27 protein-coding genes are annotated in these 26195 nt (G+C 75.4%); 17 read left to right on the top strand and 10 right to left on the bottom strand.

All coding sequences use genetic code 11. The annotated features are described in order from the left end of the window. Positions 1–3: 3 nt before the first annotated feature. Positions 4–831 (bottom strand): class I SAM-dependent methyltransferase, encoded by an 828-nt coding sequence (locus JQN70_RS15195; RefSeq protein WP_204132194.1) that lies wholly within the window; start codon positions 829–831, stop codon positions 4–6. 172 nt (positions 832–1003) lie between these two features. On the opposite strand from JQN70_RS15195, the gene JQN70_RS15190 reads away from it, so the two are divergent. After that, positions 1004–1681 carry a winged helix-turn-helix transcriptional regulator gene (locus JQN70_RS15190; RefSeq protein ID WP_204132193.1) on the top strand — a complete coding sequence of 226 codons (678 nt, stop codon included), beginning with the start codon at positions 1004–1006 and terminating at the stop codon, positions 1679–1681. Positions 1682–1795: 114 nt separating this feature from the next. On the opposite strand, the gene JQN70_RS15185 is transcribed toward JQN70_RS15190, so the two are convergent. After that, positions 1796–2785, bottom strand: coding sequence for an LLM class F420-dependent oxidoreductase (locus JQN70_RS15185; protein WP_204132192.1), 990 nt, complete (start codon positions 2783–2785; stop codon positions 1796–1798). Positions 2786–2904: 119 nt separating this feature from the next. Here JQN70_RS15185 and JQN70_RS15180 point away from each other — a divergent pair, with 119 nt between their 5' ends. After that, complete coding sequence (locus JQN70_RS15180) at positions 2905–3390, top strand: cupin domain-containing protein (protein ID WP_204132191.1); 486 nt, start codon at positions 2905–2907, stop codon at positions 3388–3390. 1 nt (position 3391) lies between these two features. On the opposite strand, the gene JQN70_RS15175 is transcribed toward JQN70_RS15180, so the two are convergent. Together JQN70_RS15175 and JQN70_RS15170 are read right to left on the bottom strand one after the other, a co-directional pair. Beyond that, the gene (locus JQN70_RS15175) at positions 3392–4030 is read right to left on the bottom strand and encodes a TVP38/TMEM64 family protein (protein WP_204132190.1); all 639 of its coding nucleotides are present in this window, start codon (positions 4028–4030) and stop codon (positions 3392–3394) included. 2 nt (positions 4031–4032) lie between these two features. Then, entirely contained in the window at positions 4033–5511 is a 1479-nt protein-coding gene (locus JQN70_RS15170) for an MFS transporter (RefSeq protein WP_307836014.1), read from the bottom strand. Between the two features lie 92 nt (positions 5512–5603). Between JQN70_RS15170 and JQN70_RS15165 the strand changes: the two genes are divergently transcribed. Together JQN70_RS15165 and JQN70_RS15160 are read left to right on the top strand one after the other, a co-directional pair. Continuing rightward, a complete protein-coding gene (locus JQN70_RS15165) occupies positions 5604–6023 on the top strand; it encodes a tetratricopeptide repeat protein (protein ID WP_204132189.1) in 420 nt (139 codons plus the stop codon). Beyond that, positions 6020–7582 carry an LLM class flavin-dependent oxidoreductase gene (locus JQN70_RS15160; RefSeq protein WP_204132188.1) on the top strand — a complete coding sequence of 521 codons (1563 nt, stop codon included), beginning with the start codon at positions 6020–6022 and terminating at the stop codon, positions 7580–7582. The genes JQN70_RS15165 and JQN70_RS15160 overlap by 4 nt, the downstream gene beginning before the upstream one ends. 80 nt (positions 7583–7662) lie before the next feature. On the opposite strand, the gene JQN70_RS15155 is transcribed toward JQN70_RS15160, so the two are convergent. Together JQN70_RS15155 and JQN70_RS15150 are read right to left on the bottom strand one after the other, a co-directional pair. Beyond that, positions 7663–8256 carry a methylated-DNA--[protein]-cysteine S-methyltransferase gene (locus JQN70_RS15155; RefSeq protein ID WP_239111657.1) on the bottom strand — a complete coding sequence of 198 codons (594 nt, stop codon included), beginning with the start codon at positions 8254–8256 and terminating at the stop codon, positions 7663–7665. Further along, on the bottom strand, positions 8253–8741 hold the full coding sequence (locus JQN70_RS15150) for an RNA polymerase sigma factor (protein ID WP_204132187.1): 489 nt from the start codon (positions 8739–8741) through the stop codon (positions 8253–8255). Before JQN70_RS15150 ends, JQN70_RS15155 begins: the two co-directional genes overlap by 4 nt. Positions 8742–8892: 151 nt before the next feature. Here JQN70_RS15150 and JQN70_RS15145 point away from each other — a divergent pair, with 151 nt between their 5' ends. Genes JQN70_RS15145 through JQN70_RS15125 form a run of 5 tightly spaced genes read left to right on the top strand, consistent with a single transcriptional unit; the run spans position 8893 to position 13446 of the window. Beyond that, a complete protein-coding gene (locus tag JQN70_RS15145; protein ID WP_204132186.1) occupies positions 8893–9711 on the top strand; it encodes a glycerophosphodiester phosphodiesterase family protein in 819 nt (272 codons plus the stop codon). Between the two features lie 9 nt (positions 9712–9720). Further along, complete coding sequence (locus tag JQN70_RS15140; RefSeq protein ID WP_307836013.1) at positions 9721–10206, top strand: ATP-binding protein; 486 nt, start codon at positions 9721–9723, stop codon at positions 10204–10206. Positions 10207–10241: 35 nt separating this feature from the next. Further along, a complete protein-coding gene (locus JQN70_RS15135; protein WP_204132185.1) occupies positions 10242–11132 on the top strand; it encodes a DUF5926 family protein in 891 nt (296 codons plus the stop codon). Next, positions 11132–11875 carry a glycosyltransferase gene (locus JQN70_RS15130; RefSeq protein ID WP_204132184.1) on the top strand — a complete coding sequence of 248 codons (744 nt, stop codon included), beginning with the start codon at positions 11132–11134 and terminating at the stop codon, positions 11873–11875. Before JQN70_RS15135 ends, JQN70_RS15130 begins: the two co-directional genes overlap by 1 nt. Continuing rightward, positions 11860–13446 (top strand): MptA/MptB family glycosyltransferase, encoded by a 1587-nt coding sequence (locus JQN70_RS15125; RefSeq protein ID WP_204132183.1) that lies wholly within the window; start codon positions 11860–11862, stop codon positions 13444–13446. The genes JQN70_RS15130 and JQN70_RS15125 overlap by 16 nt, the downstream gene beginning before the upstream one ends. Here the strand turns inward: JQN70_RS15125 and JQN70_RS15120 are convergent. After that, a complete protein-coding gene (locus tag JQN70_RS15120; protein WP_204132182.1) occupies positions 13364–15532 on the bottom strand; it encodes a hypothetical protein in 2169 nt (722 codons plus the stop codon). The two genes, JQN70_RS15125 and JQN70_RS15120, sit on opposite strands and share 83 nt — an antisense overlap. A gap of 32 nt (positions 15533–15564) precedes the next feature. Between JQN70_RS15120 and JQN70_RS15115 the strand changes: the two genes are divergently transcribed. From JQN70_RS15115 to pheA, 3 genes are read left to right on the top strand one after another with little or no spacing between them, the layout of a single operon-like run. Next, positions 15565–16833, top strand: a complete 1269-nt coding sequence (locus tag JQN70_RS15115; protein ID WP_204132181.1) for a glycosyltransferase 87 family protein — start codon at positions 15565–15567, stop codon at positions 16831–16833. A 10-nt stretch (positions 16834–16843) separates the two neighbouring features. Further along, positions 16844–17272: a DUF4446 family protein gene (locus JQN70_RS15110; protein WP_204132180.1), complete on the top strand. Its 429-nt coding sequence runs from the start codon at positions 16844–16846 to the stop codon at positions 17270–17272. Next, entirely contained in the window at positions 17269–18222 is a 954-nt protein-coding gene (gene pheA, locus JQN70_RS15105) for a prephenate dehydratase (protein WP_204132179.1), read from the top strand. Before JQN70_RS15110 ends, pheA begins: the two co-directional genes overlap by 4 nt. A gap of 16 nt (positions 18223–18238) precedes the next feature. Here the strand turns inward: pheA and JQN70_RS15100 are convergent, their stop codons facing one another. The 3 genes from JQN70_RS15100 to JQN70_RS15090 all read right to left on the bottom strand — a co-directional run bounded on the left by JQN70_RS15100 (position 18239) and on the right by JQN70_RS15090 (position 20887). Further along, the gene (locus JQN70_RS15100) at positions 18239–18718 is read right to left on the bottom strand and encodes an META domain-containing protein (RefSeq protein WP_204132178.1); all 480 of its coding nucleotides are present in this window, start codon (positions 18716–18718) and stop codon (positions 18239–18241) included. A gap of 17 nt (positions 18719–18735) precedes the next feature. Then, positions 18736–19797, bottom strand: a complete 1062-nt coding sequence (locus JQN70_RS15095; RefSeq protein ID WP_204132177.1) for a 1-acyl-sn-glycerol-3-phosphate acyltransferase — start codon at positions 19795–19797, stop codon at positions 18736–18738. A gap of 262 nt (positions 19798–20059) precedes the next feature. Next, positions 20060–20887, bottom strand: a complete 828-nt coding sequence (locus JQN70_RS15090) for a patatin-like phospholipase family protein (protein ID WP_204132176.1) — start codon at positions 20885–20887, stop codon at positions 20060–20062. Positions 20888–20939: 52 nt separating this feature from the next. Between JQN70_RS15090 and JQN70_RS15085 the strand changes: the two genes are divergently transcribed. The 5 genes from JQN70_RS15085 (at position 20940) to efeB (ending at position 26194) form a co-directional block, all read left to right on the top strand. Beyond that, positions 20940–22331 carry an HAD-IB family hydrolase gene (locus JQN70_RS15085; RefSeq protein WP_204132175.1) on the top strand — a complete coding sequence of 464 codons (1392 nt, stop codon included), beginning with the start codon at positions 20940–20942 and terminating at the stop codon, positions 22329–22331. A gap of 109 nt (positions 22332–22440) precedes the next feature. Continuing rightward, positions 22441–23301: an iron uptake transporter permease EfeU gene (gene efeU / locus JQN70_RS15080; protein ID WP_204132174.1), complete on the top strand. Its 861-nt coding sequence runs from the start codon at positions 22441–22443 to the stop codon at positions 23299–23301. A gap of 26 nt (positions 23302–23327) precedes the next feature. Then, the gene (locus JQN70_RS15075; RefSeq protein ID WP_204132173.1) at positions 23328–23711 is read left to right on the top strand and encodes a cupredoxin domain-containing protein; all 384 of its coding nucleotides are present in this window, start codon (positions 23328–23330) and stop codon (positions 23709–23711) included. 73 nt (positions 23712–23784) lie between these two features. Then, on the top strand, positions 23785–24927 hold the full coding sequence (gene efeO, locus JQN70_RS15070; RefSeq protein ID WP_204132172.1) for an iron uptake system protein EfeO: 1143 nt from the start codon (positions 23785–23787) through the stop codon (positions 24925–24927). Between the two features lies 1 nt (position 24928). Further along, positions 24929–26194 carry an iron uptake transporter deferrochelatase/peroxidase subunit gene (gene efeB / locus JQN70_RS15065; RefSeq protein WP_204132171.1) on the top strand — a complete coding sequence of 422 codons (1266 nt, stop codon included), beginning with the start codon at positions 24929–24931 and terminating at the stop codon, positions 26192–26194. Position 26195 lies beyond the last annotated feature (1 nt).

Here is a 26195-nt window from a genome sequence, read left to right as displayed (position 1 = left end):
CGGTCAGGCGCGGATGGCCGTGACGAGCAGGTACTCCCAGCGCATCCGGCCCCCGCCCTCGTCGGCCTCGCGGGCCAGGGCGTCGAGGGCGGCCTCCACCGCGGCCTGCTGCTCGGGGTCGCCGGCCTGCGAACGGTGCACGGCGGCGGTGGGGCCGTAGCGCTCGACGAAGAAGCGGCGGAACTCCTCGGGTGTCGTGAAGGTGTCGACGACGAGCTCGCGGCGCTCGGCCCGCAGGTCGGTGACGGCGTCGCCGAGCAGGGAGCGCACGTGGTCCGCGGACCCCCACAGCGGCGGCGGCTGCGCGCCGGACGGGGGCGGCGGGGCCCACGGGCGCAGGGCCGCGAGCAGCCGGCCGATGAAGCCCTCCGGCGTCCACGAGAGCAAGCCGATCCGGCCACCGGGCCGGCAGACCCGGACGAGCTCGTCGGCGGCCGCCTCGTGGATCGGCGCGAACATCACGCCGACGCAGGACAGCACGACGTCGAAGGTCGCGTCGGGGTAGGGCAGGTCCTCGGCGTCGGCGACGTCCCAGAGCAGCTCGAGCCCGGCGGCCTCGGCGTGCTCGCGTCCGACGGCGAGCAGCTCGGGGGTGAGGTCGGAGGCGGTGACGTCGGCGCCGAGCCGGGCGGCGGGCAGCGAGGCGTTGCCGGAGCCGGCCGCGACGTCGAGGACCTTGTCGCCCGGGCCGACGCCGCAGGCCTCGACGAGGACCGGTCCCAGGGTCGGGATGACCCGCTCGGCGACGCTCGGGTAGTCACCGAGCGCCCAGACGGCGCGGTGCCTCGCCTTGACCTCCGGCGGGGCGGGGGCGTGGTGGTGGACGGTCATGGTCGAGCTCCTCTCGGGTGGTGGCGTCCAGCGTCCCGGGCCCGCCCCGGGCGGCTCCAGTGCGCGATGTGGAGCACCGGCGGTCCACGATCTGTACTGGCGCCCGGCCCACGGCGGCGGTTCACTGGGCACGGGACGCGGGCCGACGGGGACCGCCCCGGGGAGGTGGCTCATGGGATCCACGTACGGCCAGTTCTGCCCGGTCGCCAAGGCGATGGAGGTGCTCGACGAGCGCTGGACCCTGCTCATCGTCCGCGAGCTGCTCATGGGGAGCCGGCACTTCAACGACCTGCGCCGCGGTGTGCCGCGGATGTCGCCGACGCTGCTCGCGAAGCGGCTGCGCCGGCTGGAGCGGGCCGGGGTCGTGCGTCGGACGGGCGCCGGCGGGCGCACCGCCTACGACCTCACGCCGAGCGGCGAGGAGCTGCGACCCGTCGTCGAGGCGCTCGGGGCGTGGGGCGTGCGGTGGGTCGGCGACCTCGGCGAGGAGGACCTCGACCCGCACCTGCTCATGTGGGACGTCAAGCGCACCCTGCCGCTCGAGCGCTGGCCGCGCGGGCGCACCGTGCTCGCCTTCACCTACACCGACGTCGAGCCCGGGGTGCGTCGCTGGTGGGTCGTCGTCGACGGCGCCGACGTCGACGTCTGCGACGTCGACCCCGGGTACGAGGTCACGGCGAGCCTCACGACGACGCTCCGGACGATGACCGAGATCTGGCGCGGCGACCGGGCCTGGACCGACGCGGTGCGCGGCGCGCTGCTGGCGATCGACGGCCCGCGCGACGTGGCCCGGGCGGTGCCCGACTGGGTGGGCATCTCGACCCTCGGCGCGGTGCCCCGCCCCGCCTGACCCCGAGCTCCCCCGCCCCCGACCTCTCCCAACCTTGTGGGGCGGCAGCCGCCCGACCGGCCGTCTCGGCGGCGTGTCGGGCGGACGCACCCCCACAAGGTCGGGGAGGACGGGTCAGGAGGAGGGCGCCGCGGCCCGGAGCCGCTCGAGCAGGTCGGGGGCGACCTCGTCGAGGAACGGCTGCTGGTGCTCGCCGCCCACCTGCACGAGCGCGACGTCGGTGAACCCGGCCTCCCAGAACGGGCGGACCGCCTCGACGATGCCGTCGAGGTCCGGGCCGCAGGGGATCGAGCCCGCGACGTCCTCGGGCCGGACGAACTGGCTCGCGCCGCTGAAGCCCATCGGGGTCGGGAGGTCGGCGTTGACCTTCCACCCGCCGGCGAACCACCGGAACTGCTCGTGGGCGCGCTGCACGGCCGCCTCCTCGGAGGGGTCCCAGCAGATCGGGATCTGCCCGATGGCCCGGGCCCCCGACCCGATGGTCGAGCCGGCCAGCTCGTCCCACGCCGACACGAGGTCGCCGTCCGGCTCGACCGCGATGAGGTGGTCGGCGAGCGGCCCGAACCGCTCGATGCCCTCGCGCCCGCTGACGGCGACGCCGATCTCGACGCCCTGCTCGGGCAGGTCCCAGATACGGGCGGAGTCGACGTCGAAGTGCTCCCCGCGCCACGTGACGAGCTCGCCGGTGTGCAGCGCGCGGATGACCTCGATCGCCTCGGCGAGCATGTCCTGGCGCTGCGCGACCGGCGGCCAGCCCTGTCCGATGACGTGCTCGTTGAGGTTCTCGCCGGAGCCGAGACCGAGGACGAAGCGGCCGTCCGCAAGGACCTGCAGCGTCGCGGCCTTCTGGGCGACGACGGCCGGGTGGTAGCGCATCGTCGGGCAGGTGATGTACGTGGCCATCTCGACGCGCGAGGTCGCCTGGGCCACCGCCCCGAGCACCGTCCACGCGTAGGGGGCGTGGCCCTGCTCGGTGAGCCAGGGCGAGAAGTGGTCGCTCGAGACGAGCAGGTCGAAGCCGGCGTCCTCGGCGCGCACGGCGGCGTCGACGAGCTCCTTGGGGCCGTTCTGCTCGGTCATCAGCGTGAATCCGAATCGGGTCACCGGTGCTCCTCCGCGGGTCGGGCCGGGCGGTCCCGGCGCTCTCCGTCGGTCCCTACCCACCGGCGGGCCGTCCTGCACGTCGCGCCCCCCGTGCCCCGCCCGCTGGCTACGGTCGGGGGATGAGCTACCCCCCACCGCTGTACGACGGGGCCGACGGCGAGGTCTCGGCCTGGGTGACCCCCGGCGAGCGCGAGCCGGACCTGGTCTACCCCAACGGGAACCGCGTCCACCACGTCGCGCGCGGCGAGGCGACCGGCGGGCTGTTCGGGCTCTACCGGTGGTCCTTCGCCGGCCCGCCGAGCGGTCCCGGCCCGCACTTCCACCGCACCATCAGCGAGTCGTTCTACGTGCTCGAGGGCACGGTGCGCATCTACGACGGTCGCACGTGGGTCCCGGTCGGCGCCGGGGACTTCGTCCACGTGCCGCCCGGTGGCCTGCACGGGTTCCGCAACGAGGACGGCCCGGCCGAGATGCTCCTGCACTTCGCCCCCGGGGCGCCGCGCGAGCCGTACTTCGAGGGCCTCGCGGCGGGCACCGACGACTGGTCGCGCGAGCAGTACGACGCGTTCATGGCCGCCCACGACAACCACTGGGTCGAGGACTGAGTCAGCGGCGCCGCAGCCGTCGGGTGACGAGCGCCGCCGCGACGAGCAGGAGGACCCCGGCACCCCCGGCGAGCAGGATGGTCGTCGCGTCCCGGCCCGCCGAGGCCCCGACCGCCACGTAGGCGACGGTGCCCGGCAGCACCCCGACCGCGGTGCCGAGCAGGTAGTCGCGCCGGGACACCGGGCTCACCCCGGCGCCGTAGTTGACGACCGTGAAGGGCACGAGCGGTGTCAGCCGGGCGATGACGACGGCGAGCACGCCCTGCTCGCGCAGCACGCGGCGCACCCGCTCGACCCGGGTGCCGGTGAGGGCCGACACCGCGTCCCGTCCGAGCCGTCCGGCGATCTCGAAGGTCACCCACGCGCTGAGCATCGAGGCCACCCACGACAGGGCGGTACCGGCGCCGAGGCCGAACAGCGCCCCGGCGATGCCGGCGAGCAGGTTCTTCGGGACGGGCACGAGGGTGACGAGCACATGGAGGAGGACGTAGACGAGGGGCCCCCACGGACCGCTGCCGGCGACCGCCCGGCGGACCGTGTCGAGGTCGCCACCGAGCACGAGGACGACGAGGCCGGCCCCGAGGGCGAGGGCGATCGCGGCCGCGAGGAGGCGCACCCGCAGCGGGCCGGAGGTGGCCATCCTCAGGTGGCGACCGGGGGCCGCCGGCGCCCGGTGCGGCGCGAGTGCAGGGCGACGAGCACGGCGACGACGACGACGCCGGTGATGACCGAGAACCCGAGGGTCGGCTCGAGCGGGACGAGGATGCCGAGCGTCCCCCCGATGACCCAGAAGGCCTGGAGGATCGTCTCGGACCAGGAGAAGACCCGGGCCCGGACGAGGTCGGCGACGTCGCGCTGGACGAGGGCGTCGAGGCAGAGCTTGGCGAGCTGCCCGAAGGTGCCCGTCGCCAGGCCGAGGAGCGCCAGTGCCCACAGCGAGTAGAAGAGCGCCGTCACGAGGGCGGCCGCGAGCGCCAGGCCCGCGATGACCGTGGCCATGGCCTCCGGGGCCGGGGTCTGCTTGCGGTTGCCGACGAGCGAGCCGAGGGCGTTGCCGACCCCGGCCGTGCCGGCGACCACGCCGAGGACGAGCGGGCCGCTGACCCCGGGCAGCGGGTGCTCGCGCATGAGGAAGGTGAGGAAGAGGGTGAGGAAGCCGGAGAGCAGCCGGGCCCCGGTCGTCAGCCAGAGGACGTAGCGGACGGTGACCGGCAGCGCGCGCATCCGGCGCACCCCGCGCTCGGGGTCGTCGAGCGGCTCCTCGCCCGCGGGTGTGCCGTCGACGTCGACCTCGCCGGCCGTGGAGTCGACCCGGGCGGGCAGCCGGATGGCGAGCACCGTCGCCGCGACGAAGACGACGAAGGCGACGCGCAGCGACCAGTCCGGGCCGATGCGGGACGCGGCGCCCGCGATCCCGCCGCCGAGGACCATCCCGACGATGCCCGCGATGTTGAGGCGCGAGTTGGCGCTGACGAGGCCGATGCCCTCGGGGAGCAGGCGCGGGACGGCGGCCGCGCGGGCCACCGCGTAGGACCGGGACGCGACGAGGCACCCGAGCGCCGCCGGGAAGAGCCACGGGCTGTCGTCGACGACCGCCGAGGCGAGCACCCAGGCGAGGAAGCCGCGGGTGGCCAGCGTCGTGCCGAGTGCCCAGCGCCGCCCGTGCCGGAACCGGTCGAGCAGCGGCCCGATGAGCGGGGCGAGGAGGACGAAGGGCGCCATCGTCAGGAGGAGGAAGAGCGCGACGCGGCCGCGGGCCTCGTCGGTGGGCATCGCGAAGACGGTGCCGGCGAGGGAGACGGTGACCGCGGCGTCGCCGGCGACGTTGACGGCGTGCAGCTCGGTGAGCCGGGCCAGCCCGGTGTCGGCGGCCCCGTCGGCGGCGGCGAAGCGCCGGAAGCGCCGGCCCGCGGCCCGACCGCCGCGCCCGACGGCCCGCGCCGAGGCCGCGCCCCCGCGCCCGACCGCACGCGCCGAGGCCGCCCCGCCGCGCCCGACGGCCCGGGCCGACCCGGAGAACCGGCCGGACCGCCCGGGCCCGGGCGCGGACCCGGGCGGGGGCGGCGCCGCCGACTGCGGCGACGGCTCCCGGTCCGGGGACGCGGTGGGGGGCACGCTCACCCTCCGATCCTGCCTCGTGCCGGCCACCGGGTGGGGGACCGGCCCGCGGGCGCTGCCGGAACACCCCGTGCGACGTGGGCGTTCTGCCCCCCATGACGACCCCCCAGACCGGCATGGCGGAGCGCTACCAGCGGGCGCGCGGGCTCTTCGAGCACGGGGAGTACCGCGAGGCCGCGGTCGAGCTGAGCGCCCTCGTCGACGCGAGCGCCCTCGAGCCGCCGCTCCACGGCACGACCGAGCTGCGGCTGCTCCTCGCCCGCTCGTACTACCACTCGGCCCAGCTCGGCCGGGCCGAGCGGGTCACCCGCGCGATCCTCGTCGACGACCCGGACGAGGCCTACGCCAACCTCCTGCTCGGCCGCACCCTCCAGCGCCAGGGTCGGCCCGCCGAGGCGCGCCCGCACCTCGCGATGGCGGAGCTGCTCGGTGGCTACGCGGGCGAGGGCCGGCTGCCGGCGCGCGAGGACGGGCCGGACGACGGCGACGGCGACCGCGGGGTCGACGCGTCGTGACCGACTACGGCCACGAGGTCGAGCTCGGCATCTTCCCGACGCCGGACGCCGCGGCCCCCGAGCGGGTCCTCGAGCTCGCCGAGCTGGCCGACGTGCTCGGGCTCGACCTCGTCACCGTCCAGGACCACCCGTACCAGGCCCGCCACCTCGACGCCTGGACGCTGCTCTCGGTCGTCGCGGCCCGGACGACCGCGGTGCGGGTCGCGCCGAACGTCGCCAACCTGCCGCTGCGGCCGCCGGCCGTGCTCGCCCAGGCCGTGGCCTCGCTCGACCTGCTGAGCGGCGGGCGGGTCGAGCTGGGCCTCGGGGCGGGTGCCTTCTGGGACCCGGTCGTGGCCGCCGGGGGCACCCGGCTCACGCCGGGGGAGTCGGTCGAGGCGCTCGAGGAGGCGGTCGCCGTCCTCCGCGCGATGTGGTCGGGCGAGGGCTCGGTGCGCGTCGAGGGCCGGCACCACCGCGTCGTCGGGCTGCACGCCGGGCCGCGTCCGGCGCACCCGGTGGGCATCTGGCTCGGCGCCTACAAGCCGCGGATGCTGCGCCTCACCGGGCGGCTCGCCGACGGCTGGCTGCCGAGCATGGGGTACGCCGACCCCGACGCGCTCGGGCCGATGAACGCGACGATCGACGAGGCGGCGCTCGCCGCGGGGCGCGCCCCGGAGGACGTGCGCCGGCTCTACAACGTCTTCCCCGGTCGCACCGGCGGCAGCGGGCTCCTCGGCCGGCCCTCCGACTGGGCCGAGCAGCTCGCCGGGCTGACCCTCGAGCACGGGATGTCGACCTTCGTCCTCGGCACCGACGACCCGGAGCTGGTGCAGGTCTGGGCCCGCGAGGTCGGGCCGGCGCTGCGCGAGCTCGTGGCGGTCGAGCGCGAGCGGCGGGCCTCGGGCGCGGAGCATCCGGTCGACGTCGTGGAGACCGGTGCGCCGCAACCCGACTCGTCGTCCTCACCATCCCGCGTGGTCGTGCCGACTCCCGACGACGGCACGCGGCTCACCGGCACCCTGCCGTGGGACGAGGCGTCGCGTCCGCGCTACCCGGTCGGTCCGGAGGCCGGTGAGCAGGCGGGCTACTCGGACGCCCAGCTCGCCGCGCCACGCCACCTCCTCGAGATCCATGACCACCTGCGCTCCGAGCTCGCCCGGGTGCGCGACGTCGTCGACCAGGTGGCCCGCGGGATGCTCGCGGTCGGCGACGCCCGCTCGGCCGTCAACGCGATGACGATGCGCCAGAACCAGTGGACCCTCGGCGCGTACTGCGAGTCGTACTGCCGGATCGTCACCGGGCACCACACGCTCGAGGACCAGGCGGTCTTCCCCCACCTGCGCTGGACCGACCCGGACGCGGCACCGGTCATCGGCCGGCTCGAGGAGGAGCACGAGGTCATCCACGACGTCCTCGACGACGTCGACCGCGCGCTCGTCGCGCTCGTGTCCGAGGAGCCGGGGGCGCTGGACCGGCTGCGGCACGTCGTCGACCTGCTCACCGACACCCTCCTGTCGCACCTGGCCTACGAGGAGCGCGAGCTGCTGCACCCCCTCGCCCGCCACGGCTTCCACTGACCCACCCAACTTCTTGCGAGTTGCGACGCTCGACGCGCCGTCCGACGGCGCGTCGAGCGGCCGAACTCGCAAGAAGTCGGTCAGGCGGGGCGGGACTCGAGGGCGAGGAGGTGCTCCTTCGCGGCCGGTCCGCCGGCGTACCCGCCGACGCCGCCGGACGCCGGCAGCACCCGGTGGCAGGGCAGCGTGACGCACAGCGGGTTGCCACCGAGCGCGGTGCCGACCGCCCGGGCCGCCCCGGGGTGGCCGACGGCGGCCGCGAGCACGGCGTACGTCGTCCGCTCGCCGTACCCGACCGAGGCCGCGAGCCCGGTGAGCACCTCGCGCTGGAAGTCCGACGCCAGGGTCAGGTCGGTCTCGACCTCGACCCGCCGCGCCCGCCCCGCGAGGTAGTCCTCGAGGGCCCGGCGCACGGCGTCGGTCGGACGGGGATGGCGCAGCACGCGCGGGCTGACGGCGGCCGCGAGCCGCGCGAGCCAGCGCTCCTCGGCCCCGGCGTCGGGCACGTACGCGGTGGTCAGCACCCGGCCGTCGTCGCGGACGGCGAGGAGCATCCGGCCGACGGCCGTGTCGTCGACGACGTACGAGACGTCGGTGGGCGCCAGCCGTGGCGGGCCGGTCAGGGTCGGGGAGAAGGAGCGGAACGGGTCCGTCGCGGAGGTCATCGGGGTCATCGGGGGTCCTCGGGGTCGGTGAGGTCGAGTCGGAGGGTGGCGACGGCGTCGCTGACGAGGCGCCGGCTCATCCCGGGGGAGGTGCCGAGGGCCGCGGCGACCGACCGGTGGTCGAGGTCGCCGACGAAACGGAGGACGACGGCGTCGCGCTGCCGCTCGGGCAGCGCCGCGACCATCGCCCACAACGAGCCGTCGGGCGCGTCCGGCGGCGGGACGACCGGCGCCTCGGCGAGCGCGGCCGGGTCGTCGGACGGGGTGGTCCGGCGGGCGGCGCGGTGGTGGTCCATCGCGCAGCGGTGGGTGATCGTGAGGAGCCACGAGCGCAGGTTGCGCGCGTGGGTGAGCCGCGGGTAGGCCGCAAGGGCCTGGGTCCACGCCTGCTGGGCGACGTCGTCGGCGTGCACGGGACCGACGAGGCCGTGGGCGAGACGGGCGACGTCGCGCCAGTGCTCGTCGACGAGGTGCTGGAAGGGCGGGAGGCTCACGATGGTGCAACGGTAGGGCGCGCCGATCCGTGAGCGCCGGACCCGGCCGCGAGGGCTCCGTCGGCCGAACGGCCGGATCCACCGGGCCGACCCGGCGTGTTGCCCGCCCGGCCACCAGCGGCGGGCCGGGGGTGCGGCAGGATGGTGCGCCGTGAACGTCCCCCCGCGGCCGTCCGCCCGTCCGCTCGTCGTCGCGCACCGCGGCGCCAGCGACGAGGAGCCGGAGCACACGCTGCGTGCCTATCGCAAGGCCTTCGACCACGGCGCCGACGGGGTCGAGTGCGATGTCCGGCTCACCGCCGACCACCACCTCGTCTGCGTCCACGACCGCCGGGTCGAGCGGACGTCCAACGGCGCCGGCGTCGTCTCGACCCTCGAGCTGGCCCGCCTCGAGGAGCTCGACTGGGCCTCGTGGAAGCGCGGCCCCGGAGAGACCGAGACGCCCGAGGCCGACCCCGAGCGCGGCCACCTGCTCACCCTCCGGCGCCTGCTCGACACCCTCGTCGCGACCGGCGAGGAGGTCGTCACGCTCATCGAGACCAAGCACCCGACGCGGCACGGCGACGACGTCGAGAAGACCCTCGTCCAGGTGCTGCGCCACTTCGACCTCGACCGCGGCGACCAGCCCGGCCGCCCGCACGTACGGGTGATGTCGTTCTCCGCGAGGGCCCTCCAGCGCGTGCACAAGCTGTCGCCCGCCGTCCCGCTCGTCCACCTCGTCGAGGGGATCGTGCCGGCCATGGCCATCGACGGCACGCTGCCCAAGGGCATCGGCGCGGTGGGGCTCGACGTGCGGCTCGTGCGGCGCAAGCCGCAGGTCGTCGAGCGCTTCCGGCGGCACGGGCACCGGGTCTACGTGTGGACCGTCGACGAGGAGCGGGACATGGACCTGTGCTGCGACCTCGGGGTCGACGTCGTCATCACCAACCGCCCCGGGGTGGCCATCGACCGCATGGGGGTCACGGGGTAGTTTGACCCCGTGACCTCGGACGACACCGCTCCTCCGGAGCTCGACCACGACCTCGACGTCGGCGAGTCCTCCGGCCCCGGCGCGGACAGCATCATCTGCACGGTGCGGGTCCCCGCAGACCCCTCGTCGGTCGGCCGGGTGCGCCACGAGATCGTCACCGACCTCTCCGCCCGCGACCTGCCCGAGGACCTCGTCGGCGAGGCCGAGATCGTCGCCTCCGAGCTCCTCACCAACGCCGTGCGCCACGCCCGCCCCCTCTCCGACGGCACGATCCGCGTGCGCTGGAAGATCCGCGGCGACGTCGTCGAGGTCGAGGTCACCGACGGTGGCGGCGCCACCGTGCCCAAGCCGGCTCCTCGCACCGTCTGGCTCTCCAGCGGCCGCGGCCTGCGCATCGTGCGCTCGATGGCCCACGAGTGGGGCGTCACCGAGGACCGCACCGGCAACGTCGTCTGGGCCACCCTCGGCGGGCCGAGCCGCCGCCGCGCCACCTGACGGCCGCCGCCCCCGCGTCCCCTAGGGTGGCGCGCATGGGCAAGGCATCACGACGTCAGCGCGGCACCGACCGCACCCCCCGGGCCGCCCGGCCGAAGCCGGCGCCGTTCGAGCCGCGCCCCTTCGCGGGCCTGCCGAACGAGACCGACTGGGTCGCGATGCGCGAGATCCTCCCGGCGGCCACGGCCGTCGTCACCGTGCGCCCCGAGCACGTCCCCGACGGTGCCCCCTCGACCGTCACGGTGGCCACCGTCCTGCCGCTCGCGTGGCCCGCGCTGCACCGCACCGACGGCACGGTGCTCGTCGGCACGCAGTCCGGCAACTCCAGCGGTGACGCCTCGCGCGACCTCGCCGCCCAGGTGCTCGCCGGCCTGGCCGCCGAGCAGGGGCACCCCGTCGTCACCACCGAGCAGGTCACCGCCGACAGCCCGCGCCTCCAGGACGTCCTCGCCGAGGACTCCGGGTTCGACGTCACCGTCCACGAGGGCTTCGACTTCTGGGTCGAGGGCCAGGACCTCGAGGGCGACGCGCAGGCCTCCCTCGAGCGGGCCAACGAGAGCGTCGTCCCGACCGTGGCGATGTCCGCCCTGCCGTCCGCCTACTGGGTGCGCATCGGCGAGCGGGCCCACGTGCGGCTCGTCCTCCCCGAGGACGAGGACGCCGCCACCGACGCCCTGGCCCGGCTGCACGCCGCCGGCACCGACGGCCTCGGCGAGGGCACCCGCCTGCTCGGCGCGTTCCGCACCTGCGGGCTCCTCGTCCCGGTGTGGGACCTCGACCCCGAGCTCGAGGCCGCCGACCACGAGGACGAGCTCGGCGCCTGGGGCGAGCGCTACCGCGCGGCCCTCGCCGTCGACGCCCCGCTCACCGCCGACGAGCGCCGCGCCCGATCCGGGCTGCTGAGCCGCCAGGTCACCCTCCGCTGATGAGCTCCCTCGCCGCGCGCGTGGCCGCCGTCGTCCCGTGCAAGGACGAGGCGCAGCGCATCGCGGCGACGGTCGAGGCGGTGCTCGCGCTGCCCTCGGTCGGGCGGGTCGTCGTCGTCGACGACGGAAGCACCGACGGCACCGCCGACGCGGCGCGCGCGGCCGGTGCGGAGGTCGTGCGCCACGAGCGCAACCGCGGCAAGGCGGCCGCTCTCGAGACGGGCGTCGCGCGGGTGCGGGCGCTCGAGGCGGCGGAGGCGGCCGAGGACTCCGACGCCGCGTGGCCCGCCGCCCTGCTCTTCGTCGACGGCGACCTCCAGGAGACCGCCGCCAACCTCGGCGTGCTCACCGACGCGGTGCTCGACGGCCGCGCCGACATGACCATCGCGACCCTCCCCGCGCAGATCACGGCCGGCGGGGGGCGTGGCCTCGTCGTCGGGCTCGCCCGGCGAGGCATCGAGTCGCTCACGGGTTTCCGTGCGGTGCAACCGCTCTCGGGAATGCGATGCGTGTCACCGGCTGCGTACGACGCTGCTGCGCCCCTCGCCCGCGGATGGGGCGTCGAGACCGCGCTCACCGTCGACGTGCTGCGCGCCGGGCTCACCGTCCTCGAGGTGCCGTGCGAGCTCCAGCACCGGGTCAGCGGCTCCGACTGGCGCGGCCAGCTGCACCGGGCCGGCCAGTACCGCGACGTGTGGCTGGCGCTGGTCCGGCGCGGTTGGCGTCCGTGGCGCCGGGCCTGACCCGGCCGCACCCCGCGGGGGGTCCGGGGGAGGGAGGTGCCGGGGCGGCGACGTCGCGCGCCGAGCTCGCCCGCCGGGCCCTCCTCGTCCTGTCGGTCCTGCTGCTGCTCGTCGTCGGGCTGAGCCGGCCGAACGCCGCCCAGCCCGACCTCGCGCCCCGGGGCTGGGCCCCGGGCGCGCTGCTGCCGTTCACCCTCTCGCCGGGCGCGGTCACCGGCGTGCTCTGGGCCGGCTACCTCGTCGGGGCGGTCGCCGTGGTCCTGGGGCTGCGTCGCGGTGCACCGGCGCTGCGCTGGTGGGCGCCGGGCCTGCTCGCGGTGGCCTCGCTGCTCGTCGCGCCCTTCGGGTCGGCCGACCACGTCAGCTACGTCGCGTACGGGCGCATCCTCGTGTCGGGCGGCAACCCCTGGGTCGAGTCGCCCGCGGGGTGGGCCGGCGGCGCCGACCCCGTGACGAGCCGGGTCGAGGCGCCGTGGACCGAGGAGCCGAGCGTCTACGGACCCGCGGGCACGCTGCTCCACGCGCTGGCGGCCTGGGTCGGCGGGCCGTCGCTGCGCCAGGAGGTGTGGGTCTGGCAGGTCGTCGTCGTCCTCGCGTGGCTCGGGACGCGCGTGGCCCTGCGGGTGGCCCTGCCCGAGCGGCTGCACGGCCGCGTCGACGTCGCGTGGGCCGCCAACCCGCTGGTCCTCGGCGTCGGGGTCCTCGGGGCGCACGTCGACGTCGTCGCCACCGCCTTCGTCGTCGCGGCCGTGGCGCTGACCGCCCGGCGGGCGGGGGCGGCGGGGGCCGCGGGCACGGGCGCGCTCGTCGCGGCCGCGGCCTCGACCAAGGTGACCTACGGAGTCGCGCTCGTCGCCGTGCTCGCCGCGTGGTGGGCCGTGCGCGGCGACGGGCCGATGGGTCGGCGTCGTGCACTCGGGCGTTGTGCCGCAACCGTGCTCGGCTTCGTCGTCGCGGCCGGCGCCCTCCACGTGTGGGCCGGGGCGCACGTCTACGACCAGCTCTCCCGGTCGCGGCAGGCGGTGTCGCTGGCGACGCCCTGGCGTCCCTTCCTCGAGGCGGCACGCGGCCCGATGGGTGAGGACGCCGCCCGGCTGGCGATCAGCGTCGGCGCCGCCCTGCTCGCCGTCGTCCTGGCCGTCCTCCTCCTCCGCGCGACCCGCCCCGACCCGTCCGCCGCAGGCGGCCGCGCACGCTGGGCGGCGACCGCCCTGTGGCTCACCGCCAGTCTCTCGCTGGCCTACTCGCTCGCCGCGCCGTACTCGCTGCCCTGGTACGACCTGCTCGTCTGGGCGGCCCTGCCCGCGGTCGTCGCGGGCCCGGTCGACCTCGTGGCCACGGCCCGACTGCTCGTCATGTCCCTCGCCTACGTCCCGGGGCGCGTGCTCGGGATGACGCCCGCGGTCGAGTCGCTGACCCTCGGGCTGCGCCGCTCGGTTTCACCGTGGCTCGAGCTCGCGCTATGGCTGGCCGTCCTCGCGCTCGGCCTCAGGGGCGTCGCCGGGCGCGGCGGGTCGGGGCGGTCGTCCGCGCCTCCTCCAGCAGGTACCCCACCGACACCGACACGATGAGCGGGACGGCGAGGGTCGCCCCCACGGCGGGAATGGCGACGCCGGAGTCGTTGACCGCGAACCCGATCGCGAGCATGAGGACGAGCGCGACGAGGCCGGGGCGCAGGGTCGGCGCGGCGTCGTAGGAGCGCTGCATTGCCCGCGAGCCCCACGACGTCGGCCGGGCGAGCACGTAGGTCACGAAGAGCAGCGCCACCGGGACGAGCAAGGTCAGCGGCGCGTTCATCCGGAGGATGTCCCAGTTCTGCTGCGCCTTGCGCACGACGATGTCGTCGGCGGTGCCGTCGATCATCGCCTGCACGAACCGGCCGAGGTGGCTGCGGTCGGCGGGGTCGCGCAGCCAGTCGGCCCCGGCGACGAGGAAGAAGACGACGACCACCGACGCGGCGACGAGCAGCCAGCGCTTCACCGTCATCCGGATCCCGAGGATCGCGAGGACGAGGAAGACGAGGGCCGGCAGCAGCGCGGGCGGTCCGCCGGCGTCGGCGCCCCAGAACGGGGCGCCGTCGACGAGCAGCGCCGCCCCGCCGACGACCCCGACCGAGACGGCTGCCGCCCGGCGTCGCCCGCCGAGCACGAAGGCCGACGAGACGGCGATGGCGAGCAGCAGGGTCGCGGTGCCGAAGAGCGCGAAGGTGGGGTTGCCCATCCCGTAGAAGCGGCCGGCGACGACCGGCTGGAGGCCCATGAGCGAGGAGATCTGGAGCCGCGAGCCGCTCATGACGTCGGCCGCGAGCACGACGACGGTGACGGCCGAGACGACGGCCATCGGCCCGAGCGGCCACTTCCGCCACGGACCGCGCAGCGCGACGCCGGCGATGACGGCGACGAAGGCGAGGACGGCGGCGACGACGGCGAGCATCTCGACCGGGAAGCGCCACCACGGGACGAGGTTGGCGAGGAAGGTCGAGACCGGGACGGCGGCCGCGGCCACGGACAGGGTGCGGACCCGGGAGAGCACGGTCGTGCGCGAGGCCTCGGACCCGATCCGGCCCTTCCAGACGAGGAGCACGAGGAGGTAGACGACGAGCTGGCCGTACGCGAAGACCTGGAAGAAGGGTTCGACGAGGCCGTGGACGTCGTGGCTCGCCTCGTCGAGGTCGCGCAGGGCCTGGAGTCGGTCGCGGGCGCGACGCTCGGAGTTGTCCGGCGAGGCGTCGGTGGTCAGCGGGGCGCCGCCGACCGCGCTCGGCACCGGGAGCCCGACGTTCGCGAGCACCGTCGCGGTGAGGTCGGCGGTCTGCGCGAGCCCGGACTGACGGGTGGAGTCGGAGTACAGGGTCCCCGGCCCGAAGTGCGGACCGCGGGCGAGGACGAGGCGGAGCCGTTCGGAGACACCGGCATCGGAGAGGCTGGCGACGACGAAGTCCGCTCCGTTCGGTCCGGCCTCGACGACCTGGCCGATCCGCTGGTCGATCTCGCGCACCTGTTCGCTGCGGGAGCCGTCGGACTGCTCGCCGTCGGCGACGTCGTCGCGGTCGCGCAGCGCGCCGACGTCGACGAGCGTCACGGGGCAGGTGTTGAGGTCGACGAGGAGGTTCTCCGGGGTGAGCTCGCCGTACTGCGTGACCCGACCGTCCGGGAGCGCCGCCCCGGCCGCGGCGTACGGACCGATGGCGCGCACGCACATGCCCTCGTCCTCCACCGTCTCGGCGAGCAGGCCGAGCCGGGTGTCGAACTTCTGGGCCCGGGTGGCGTCGACGTAGTCGTCCCACTGGCTGACCCGCCCGTCGACGACCGTGGGGGCGCCGGGGCACGGCCGGTCGGCGGGGTTGGCCTGCGGGCCCTCGCGGTCGGGGGCCGCGCGCCCCCCGGACGACAGGCCGAGCCAGCCGTCGACCGGGCAGGTGTTGGAGTAGACCGAGCGGACGGACAGCGTCGCCGACGCACCGTCGCGGAGCAGGCCCCAGAGGTTGGGGGTGCGCTCCTCGTCGACGTCGGACCAGCTGAGCCCCCCGGTGCCGATGACGACGACCGCTCCCGTGGGGTCGGTGTCGGCCCCGGCGGGGGCTCCGGGGACCGCGAGGAGCAGGCCGCCGACCGAGGCGAGGACCGCGAGAGCGGCGGCGAGGACTCGGCGGGTCACGCCGCACAGGGTACGCAAGGGACAATGGAGCCGTGCGCGTCCCGACCCGACCCCGACCCGTCGTGCCCCGGCACCGGTGGGTCCTCGCCGCGCTCGTCGTCGCCGTCGCGGCCTCGCCGGTCGCGCTGCGCTACCTCGTGTTCTGGCCGCTGGACCAGTGGCAGGTCGACGTCGACGTCTACCGCGACGCCGGTGTCTCGATCCTCACCGGCCGGCCGGTCTACTCCGCGATGACCGAGGCGCCGCAGCTGCTGCCCTTCACCTACCCGCCCTTCGCGGCCTTCCTCGGGGTGCCCCTCGCGCTGCTGCCGTTCGGGGTGGTCGGCTGGCTGTGGACCGCGCTCCAGGTGCTCGCGACGACGGCCATCACGTGGTACGCCGCCCGGGGGCTGCTGCGGCAGGCCGGGCCGTGGCTGCCGCTGGCGCTGGCCGCCCTCACCGCCCCGATGCTCTGGCTGCACCCGGTCGGCGACGGCATCCGCTTCGGGCAGGTCAACGCCTTCATCGTGCTCGCCTGCGTCATGGACCTCGTCGAGCCCCGGCCGCGGATCGCCCGGTGGCTGCCGAAGGGGGCGCTCATCGGCCTCGCGATGGCGGTCAAGCTGACGCCCGGGGTGTTCGTCGTGCACTTCCTCGTGACGCGACGGTGGAAGGAGGCGGCCACGGCGGTGGCGTCGGCGGCCGTCGCCACCCTCCTCGCCGCAGCCGTCCTGCCCGGCACGTCCTGGGAGTACTGGACCGCGGCCCTGCGCGACCCCACCCGCCTGGGCCCCAACGCCGGCACGGCGAACCAGTCGGTGCGCGGGTTCCTCCTGCGGCTCGGTCCGGAGGGCCTGCCGGGCACCGTGCTCTGGCTCGTCGTGGCCGCGGCGATCGCCTGGTTCGGCTTCCGGCTCGCGGCCCGGCGGTACCGCGCCGGCGACCCGGTCGGCGAGCTCGCCGTCGTCGGCATCGTCGCCTGCCTCGTCTCGCCCGTCTCCTGGGTGCACCACTACCACTGGGTCGTCGTCGTCGTCCTCGCGCTGCTCGGGGTGCAGCCGTGGCGCGAGCGGCGCCGGCTGTGGGCCGCCGCGGCGATCACGGTGTTCTTCACCCTGCGCCTGCCGTGGTGGGGCATCGACTGGCTGGCGCACCGCGACTGGCCGCAGTGGCCGGGCCGCGTCCTCCAGAACGCCGACGTCGCGGGTGGGCTGCTCTGCCTCGGTCTGCTCTGGTGGGTCGCGCGCGACCGGGCGGACGGGCCCGGTCCGGAGGCCCTGCCGGATGGGACGGGCGCCCGTCGCCCGCGGGTGACGGCCTAGCCTGAGGGCCATGTTCGGGCTCAACGGCTGGGAGCTGCTGCTCGTCGGCGTGCCACTGCTCGTCGTGGTGTGGGTCCTCCTCGCCCTGGCGCGCATCGTCCGGGGCCACGGCGAGCTGCGCCGCCGGGTGGCCGCGCTCGAGGCGCACCGGCCCGCGGGGGAGGCCGACCTCGCCGCCCTGCGCGCCGACCTCGGGCAGGCGCTGCGCCACGTCGCCGTCGTCCGCTACGACGCGTTCGGCGACATGGGCGGCCGGCTGAGCTTCAGCGCCGCGGTCGTCGACGACGACGGCGACGGCCTCGTCATCAGCTCGATCCACGCGCGCGGCGAGTCGCGCACCTACGCCAAGGGCGTCGTCGGCGGCGAGTCCGACGCGACCCTCACCCCCGAGGAGCAGCAGGCCCTCGCGGCCGCCCGCACCGGCAAGGAGCACCCATGACCCGCCTCGGCTACCTCGGTCCCGAGGGGACCTTCACCTCGATGGCGCTCGACCGGTGGCCGGCCGCCGACGGTGCCGAGCGGGTGGCCTTCGGATCGGTCGACGCGGCACTGGCCGCCCTGCGCGCCGGCGAGGTCGACGGCGCGATGGTGCCCATCGAGAACTCGGTCGAGGGCGGGGTGTCGGCGACGCTCGACGCGCTGGCCAGCGGCGACCCGCTCCTCGTCACCGGCGAGGTCATGGTGCCGGTGACCTTCGTCCTCGCGGCCCGGGCCGGGACGACCCTCGCCGACGTGCGCGCCGTCGGCACCCACTCGCACGCCTGGGCACAGGTCCGGGGATGGATGGGCGCGCGGCTGCCGGAGGCGGTCTACGTCCCGACGCTGTCGACGGCCGCCGCCGCCGAGACCCTGGGCGAGGGCCACGAGGCGCGGACGGCCGCCGCGGGACCGCCGCCGTTCGACGCGGCCGTCTGCGCCCCGGCGGCGGCGACCCTGCACGGCCTCGAGGTGCTCGCCGACGGCATCGGCGACATGCAGGCCGCGGTGACGCGCTTCGTGCTCGTCGCCCGGCCGGGGTCGATGCCCGGGCCGACCGGGGCCGACAAGACGACCGTCGTGCTCTTCCAGCGCGACGACCACGCCGGCGGTCTGCTCGAGCTCCTCGAGCAGTTCGCGGCGCGGGGCATCAACATGACGCGGCTGGAGTCGCGGCCGACGAAGGCGTCGATGGGGTCGTACTGCTTCTCGGTCGACATCGAGGGGCACGTGCGCGACGAGCGGCTCGGCGAGGCGCTCATGGGCCTCAAGCGGATCTGCTCCGAGGTGCGCTTCCTCGGCTCCTACCCGCGGGCCGACCGGCAGCGGGCGACGGTGGGGCCGCAGGCCAGCGATGCGCACTTCGCGGCGGCGCGCGACTGGCTGGGCGAGATCCGCGACGGGCGAGCCTGAGGGGAGCCGGCGCCCTTCAGGACGAGGCGGCGGAGAGCTCGAGGCCGAGCCAGTACTGCTCGCCCGTGCCCCAGCGGACGTAGAGGTACGGCCCGGAGCGCTCGAGCAGCGGCCGGGCCGAGAGCATGTCGATGACCCAGCTCTCCTGCGCGTTCCGGGGCTCGTCGCACGCCATGTCGGTGACGGCGAGGCCGGCGCCGGCGAGGACCAGCCGGGAGTCGTCGACCGAGGCGTCGCCGCTGCCGGAGTTGCACCCGGTGCGGACGAGGAGCCGGCTGCCGTCGACCTCGAGCTCGACGGGGGCGGCGAGCGGCCGGGGCGCGCCGACCGAGGTGACGACCGCCCAGTGGCCAGTCAGGTCCTCGAGCGAGCGGACGGGGACCGACCCGTTGGCGGTGTCGTCGGTGCGCTGGCGCAGGAGCACCGCGGCCGCGGCCCCGAGCACGGCGACGAGGACCAGGGCCAGGACGACGACGAGGGCGGGCGGGCGCTTCATGCCGCTGGGACGCCGGCTCAGCGCGTGCTGGTTCCGGAGCCCGGCCGGCGCGCCGGGTCGGCGAGCTCGGGGATGCCCTCGGGCGTGGTGTGGGCGGTGACCCAGGCGTCGACCTCGCCCCAGCGCTCGTCGAGCCAGGCGGCGAAGACCACCGGGTCGTCGGGGACGTCGGCGGAGCGCCACGTCCAGGTCCGGACGAGGAACGGCCGGCCCCGGAACGGGATCGCCGCCCAGATCGAGCGCAGCGTCGACAGGTGCCCGAAGCCCGCGTGCGCCACCACCATGACGTCGGCGTCCGGGCGGGCCTGGCGAGCCGCCCACGCGCCGCGGGTCTTCGGCGGCAGGACGTTGACGAGCTCCTCGGCCCGGTCGGCCCGTCGGTGGTCGCCGCGGCGGCGGAGCCGTTCGATGAGGTGCGCCCGGCGCGACGGCGTCCAGTTCTGGCCCTCGGGGAAGATGAGGAGGACGTCGGCGGGCTCGAGGCTGGCGGCCATGCCGCGGACGCCGGCCAGCCGGTCGTCGCCGGCGGAGGGGACGAAGAACGAGTCGAGCCGGGTGAGGATCGTGTCGACGCCGGGGTCCCAGCGCAGGGCCTCGGCGAGGACGATGCGCGGCAGCCGGCCGGCGGTGCGCGCGAGCAGCCAGGCGACGGCGAGGGAGTCGAACGGGCCGGCGTGCCGGGCGAGGGCGAGGAGGGCGTGGTCCTCGGTGCCGAAGTGCATCCGGTCGGTGAGCTCGACCTCGAGCCCGAGCCAGCGCCGCGTGTAGTACATCAGCGAGTCGAGGGCGTCGGAGAGCAGCTCCTCGTGGGCGGCGCGCCACTGCGGTGAGGCGGTGTCGCGGCGGCCGGCACCGAGGGTCCAGCAGCGCACGAGCATCCGGATGTCGACCCAGAGCAGGAGGACCGCGAGGCAGGCGACCCGGAACAGGCGGGCGCGGCGGTCGACGAGGGCGTGGAAGGCGCCGGCGACGACGACCGGGACCATGAGGCCGGTGATGGCGACGGCGACGAGCGGCCACAGCGGGGCGAGCGCCCGCCGCACGACCGGCGGTGGTGGGGGGATGCTGCGCGCGCCCATGGGCCGAGCGTAGGGGCCGGGGTCCTCCGGCGGGAGGTGGATCGGAGGTGGGGCGCCGACGGCGGGGCGCGGGTCGGCAGGTGTGTGTGCGAGTGCTCTCGGTTGCTTCACATGCTGACTCGACCGAGAGCACGCGCACACCCCTACACACCCTCGGGCTCGGACCGACGAAACCGGTGCCATGACCCCGGTTTCCCCGGGCGCAGCGCGCGGAGGGACGGGGTCCGGGCCTCAGAGCGCGGCCCGGCCCGGCCCGGTCTGCTCAGAGCGCGGCCAGGTACTCCGCCGAGGCCTCGTACGCCTGCTCGGCGCGCTCGCGCATCCGCGACCCCCGCGCCGCCCGGATCGCCACGTTCGGCGACGACGCCGCGCCGCTGGGCAGCACGTGCGTCTCGACGTCGTCCGGCAGCGACGTCATCTCGTGCACGAACCGGTGGCGTCGCGCGATCTCGAACGCCACCGTCCCGACCTCCCAGGGGAACCGGGGCGGCGCGAGCGGCTGCTCCACCCGCCCGACCTGGAGCACGAACACCCGCGTCGCCCCGAGCTGCACCGCCCGCCCCACGGGGATCGAGTGCACGAGCCCGCCGTCGAGCAGGTGCCGCCCGTCGATGACCACCGGCGGGAACAGCCCCGGCACCGAGCACGACGCGACGACCGGCCACACGAGCTCCCCGGCCGAGAACCACACCGCGCTCGCGTCCTCGATGCATGCCGCGACGCACTGGAACGGCACGGCGAGCTCCTCGAAGGTCGAGACCGGCAGGTACTCGTCGACGACGTGGCGCAGCGGCGCGTTCGACAGCAGGTGCGTGCGCGAGCGCGCCGCCCGCGCGGCCTGCTTCACGGGGTTCTCGACGAAGACGCCCTCACGGACGACCGCGTCCCACACCTCCGCCAGCCGCGCCGCCCCCGCAGGAGTCGGGTCGGCCGCGACGAACGCCCCGTTGAGGGCGCCGATGCTCGTCCCGAGCACGACGTCCGGCACCACCCCGGCCTCGGCGAGCGCGCGCACCATCCCCACCTGGGTCGCCCCGAGCACGCCACCGCCGCCGAGGACGAACGCGGTCAGCTCCCTCCGGCGCGGCATGACCCCATGATGCCGCCCGCGGGCCGCCCCGACCGCCCGGTAGCCTGCGACCATGTCCGGCGCGGCGATCTTCGACCTCGACCGCACCCTCCTCCAGGGCGGCACCGGTCCCCTGCTCTCCCGCGCGATGTACGACCTCGGCGTCGTCTCCCGGAAGCTGCCCGGGGAGGGTCTGCTCTACAAGGCCTTCGACGTCATCGGCGAGACGCTGCCGTCCATCGCGCTGGCCCGCCAGGCCACGCTCGTCGCCAAGGGCCGGGCCGGCGACACCTTCGACGCCGCGGCCCGCAGCGCCGCCGAGACCATCGCCGGAGTCATCCACCCGTTCGCGCTCACCCTCATCGAGCAGCACCGGGCCGCGGGTCGGCCCGTCGTCCTCGCGACGACCACCCCCGAGCACCTCGTCCGCCCGCTCGCCGAGCGGCTCGGCGTCGACCACGTCGTCGCCACCCGGTACGCGATCACCGAGGAGGGCACCTTCAGCGGCGCCCTCGAGGGCCGGTTCGTCTGGTCGCGCGGCAAGCTCGCGGCGGTCCGGGAGTGGGCCGAGCGCGAGGGGGTCGACCTCGCCGAGTCCTTCGCCTACTCCGACTCGATCTACGACCTGCCGCTGCTCTCCGCGGTCGGCAGCCCGGCCGCGGTCAACCCCGACCCGCGGCTCACCGTCTACGCGCTCGCCCGGGGGTGGCCCATCGTGCACTTCGACGTCTCGCCGGGAGTGGTCAAGGTCCCCGTCCTCGGGGTCGAGCTCCAGCGGCTGTTCTTCCTCGCCAACCCGCCCGCGGTCACGCCCTACGCGCGCTTCGACGTCGCCGGCACCGAGAACATCCCGCGCACCGGGCCGGCGATCCTCGTCGGCAACCACCGCAGCTACTTCGACATCCCCGCGATGATCCAGATGATGCGCCGCACCGGGCGCACGGGTCGGATCCTCGCGAAGAAGGAGCTCTTCGACGTCCCGGTCGTCGGCGCCCTGGCCAGCGCCCTCGGCGGCATCCCCGTCGACCGGGCGGGCGGTGGCCAGGAGTCCTTCGAGCACGCGGCGGTCGCCCTGGCCGGCGGCGAGCTCGTCTGCCTCCTCCCGCAGGGCACCATCCCGCGGGGGGCGAAGTTCTACGACCCCGTCCTCAAGGGACGCACCGGCGCGGCGAGGCTGGCCGCCGCCACCGGCGCCCCCGTCATCCCGTTCGGGGTGTGGGGCAGCGAGAAGGTCTGGCCGCGCAGCTCGACGCTGCCCCGGATGCTCTCGCTCACCGACCCGCCGACCGTGCGCGTGCGCGTCGGCCCTCCGGTGGAGGTGCTCGGGCGCTCGGCCGCCGCCGACACCCGGCGGATCATGGAAGCCATCGTCGACTGCCTGCCTCCCGAGGCCCGCGAGGAGCGGACGCCCACGGAGGAGGAGATCCGGCTGGCCACCCCCGGCGGCCGGTCCGCCCGTTCCTGAGCGGCCCCTCAACCGCCGTTCCGCACCGCGGATCGGGATTTGACCTCCGGCCCGCATTAGGGTTCCCTAACTCAGGTAAGCCTTACCTGCAGGAGATGGGACGCACCGGATGTTCGTGAGCAACGCCCTCGTCGGGCTCCGCGAGGGCCTCGAGGCCGCCCTCGTCGTCGTCATCCTCCTCGCCTTCCTCACCAAGACCCAGCGCACCTGGGGCATCCGCTGGGTGTGGGCCGGCGTCGGCACCGCCGTGGCCCTGTCGGTGGCCCTCGGCGCCCTGCTCACCTACGGCACCCGGCAGCTGAGCTTCGAGGCCCAGGAGGTCGTCGGCGGCACCGCGAGCATCGTCGCCGTCGCCTTCGTGACCGTCATGGTCTTCTGGATGAAGTCGGCTGCGCGCAGCATCTCCGGAGAGCTCAAGGGCAAGCTCGACCGCGCCCTCGACCTCGGCCCGCTGGCCGTCGCGCTCGTCGGGTTCCTCGGCGTCGGCCGTGAGGGCCTCGAGACCGCGATCTTCTTCTACGCGACGGCACAGGCCGCCGGCTCCGGCAACAACCTGCCGCTGCTCGGCTGGGCCGTCGGCATCGTCGGCGCGGTCGTCCTCGGCTGGCTCATGTACAAGGGCGCGCTGAAGATCAACCTCGCGAAGTTCTTCCGCTGGACCGGGATCGCTCTGGTCGTCGTGGCCGCCGGCATCCTCGCCTACGGCATCCACGACCTCCAGGAGGCGCGGGTCCTGCCGGGCCTGAACACCCTGGCCTTCGACGTCTCGCACATCATCGACCCGGGCAGCTGGTACGCCGCGCTGCTCAAGGGGATCCTCAACTTCACCCCGCAGACGACGGTCCTCCAGGCCGTCGCGTGGGTCGCCTACGTCGGGGTCGTCATGACCCTGTTCCTCCGCCCCGCCCCGCCCACGGTCGCGGCCCCCGCGGAGCGGCCCGACGCCGCCCACGAGACCGCCACCGCCTGACCCACCCGAAGGACACACCACCCACCATGCGCACCCTCTCCACCGTGCTCCTCGCCGCCGCGGCCTCGTTCGCGCTGACCGGCTGCGGGAAGGACGAGGGCACCGTCACCGACGGCGCCGCGTCCGGGGCCGACACCACGGTCACCGTCACCTCCACCGACGACGCCTGCACGCTGTCCGCGACGAGCGCGACGCCGGGGAGCGTGGCCTTCACCGTCACGAACGAGGGCGGCCAGGTGACCGAGTTCTACCTCTACCGGGGCGAGGACATCGTCGGGGAGGTCGAGGACATCGGTCCCGGACTCACCCGCACCCTCACCGTCGACGACCTCGCAGCCGGCACCTACACGAGCGCCTGCAAGCCCGGCATGAGCGGCGACGGCATCCGCGCCGACTTCACCGTCGGATGACCCGTGGCGGCGGCCCGCCCGTGGCCGCTCCGCCCGACCCGGACCCTCCACCCCACCCACCGAAGGACCTCCCATGACGACCTCGCGCGCCCGCGCGGCCCTCCTGATCCTGCCGCTGACCCTCGGCCTCGCGGCCTGCTCCGGCGCCGCCGACGGGTCCGAGACCACCGGCAGCGGTGGCCCGATCGCCGTCACCGCCTCCGACACCGCGTGCGAGGTGGCCCGCACGGAGGCGCCCGCCGGCACGGTCGAGTTCGCGGTGACGAACTCGGGCACCAAGGTCAACGAGTTCTACGTCTACGCCGAGGGCGACCGGATCATGGGCGAGGTCGAGAACATCGGCCCCGGCCTGTCGCGCACCTTCCACGTCGAGCTCGCCGAGCCCGGGACCTACCAGACGGCGTGCAAGCCGGGCATGGTCGGCGACGGCATCCGCGCCGACTTCACCGTCACCGGCAGCTCGGCCGCCGCCAAGAGCGACGACGAGAAGCTGACGGCGGCCACGACCGACTACCAGCGCTACGTCTCCAGCCAGGCCGACGAGTTCCTCGAGGAGACGACCGAGTTCGTCGGCCTCGTCAAGGCGGGCAAGGTCGAGGAGGCCAAGGCCCTCTACCCCACGGCGCGCTCGTACTGGGAGCGCATCGAGCCCGTCGCCGAGTCGTTCGGCGACCTCGACCCGAAGATCGACGGCCGCGAGGACGTCGTCGAGGAGGGGATGGAGTTCACGGGGTACCACCGCCTCGAGAAGGACCTCTGGGAGACCGGGCTCCGGTCCGACTCCGGCGCGATCGCCGACCGGCTGCTCGCCGACGTCACCGAGCTCGTGGCCAAGGCCAAGGCCGTCGAGCTCAACCCGCTGCAGCTGGCGAACGGGTCCAAGGCGCTCCTCGACGAGATCGCCACCGGCAAGATCACCGGCGAGGAGGAGCGGTACAGCCACACCGACCTCTGGGACTTCGAGGCCAACTTCGAGGGCAGCAAGGCCGCCATCCAGGCCCTGCGCCCCTTCCTCCGGGAGGCCGACCCCGACCTCGTCGCGACGATCGACAGCCGCGGCACGGCGCTCGGCGACCTGCTGGAGACCCACCGCGACGGTGACGGCTTCGTCCTCTACACCGAGCTCACCCCCGCGGACGTCAAGAAGCTCACCGAGGCGCTCGACGCCTTCGCCGAGCCGGTCGCGACCGTGGCCGGTGCGGTCGCCAAGGGCTGACGTGGAGGCCTCGAGCCGCCGGGCCGTCCTCGCCGCCGGGGCGGGGACGGCGGTGGCCGGCGCCGCGGCCGGCCTGACCTGGGCCTCGCGCCCGGCGGCGGCCGGACCGGGTGCCGGTGCTCCTGACGCGCCCGCCGACGGCGTCGTGCCGTTCCGCGGCGCACACCAGGCGGGCATCACGACCCCTGCCCAGGACCGCCTGCACTTCGTGGCGCTCGACGTCGTCACCAGCGACCCCGAGGAGCTGCGGGCCCTGCTCACCGCGTGGACCCGGGCCGCCGAGCGGATGACCGCCGGGGCCGAGGCCGCGCCGGGCGGGACGGTGGGCGGCGGACCGTACGGGGTGCCCGAGGACACCGGCGAGGCCCTCGACCTCGCCGCCGCGAACCTCACGGTGACGATCGGCTACGGCCCCTCGCTCTTCGACGAGCGGTTCGGGCTGGGTGCACGGCGGCCCGGGGCGCTGCGCGAGCTGCCGGCCTTCGCGGGGGACGACCTCGACCCGGCTCGCTCCGGCGGGGACCTGTGCATCCAGGCCTGCGCCGACGACCCGCAGGTCGCCGTGCACGCCGTGCGCAACCTCGTGCGGATGGGCTTCGGCGTCGTGGCGGTGCGGTGGAGCCAGCTCGGCTTCGGGCGCACCTCGTCGACGTCGACGAGCCAGGTGACCCCGCGCAACATGTTCGGGTTCAAGGACGGCACGGCGAACCTCAAGGCCGAGGACCCCGTCGCCCTCGACGAGCACGTGTGGGTGGACGGGGCCGAGGCCGCGGGCGGTGCCGGGTGGCTGGCCGGCGGGTCCTACCTCGTCGCGCGCCGGATCCGGATGCACATCGAGGTGTGGGACCGCAGCACCCTCCAGGACCAGCAGGACACCATCGGGCGGGACAAGAAGGTGGGGGCTCCGCTCGGCCAGCGGGACGAGTTCGAGGAGCCCGACCTCGCCGCGGTGGCCGCCGACGGGCAGCCGCGCATCCCCGTCGACTCGCACGTCGCGCTGGCCCACCCGAGCAACCTCGACGGCGTCCGCATCCTGCGTCGGGGCTACAACTTCACCGACGGCTCCGACGGCCAGGGCCACCTCGACGCCGGCCTGTTCTTCATCGCGTTCGTGCGAGACCCCTTCCGGCAGTTCGTCCCCATGCAGCAGGCGCTGGCGCGGGCCGACAAGCTCAACGAGTACATCGAGCACACCGGCTCGGCGCTCTTCGCCTGCCCGCCGGGGTTGCGCGACGGGCAGGACTGGGGCACGCAGCTCTTCGCCTGAT

Origin of the sequence: Phycicoccus sonneratiae (genome assembly GCF_016887965.1) — a bacterium.
GTDB classification, from domain to species: Bacteria; Actinomycetota; Actinomycetes; order Actinomycetales; family Dermatophilaceae; genus Phycicoccus; species Phycicoccus sonneratiae.
This window is presented reverse-complemented; position numbering and strand designations above follow the sequence as displayed.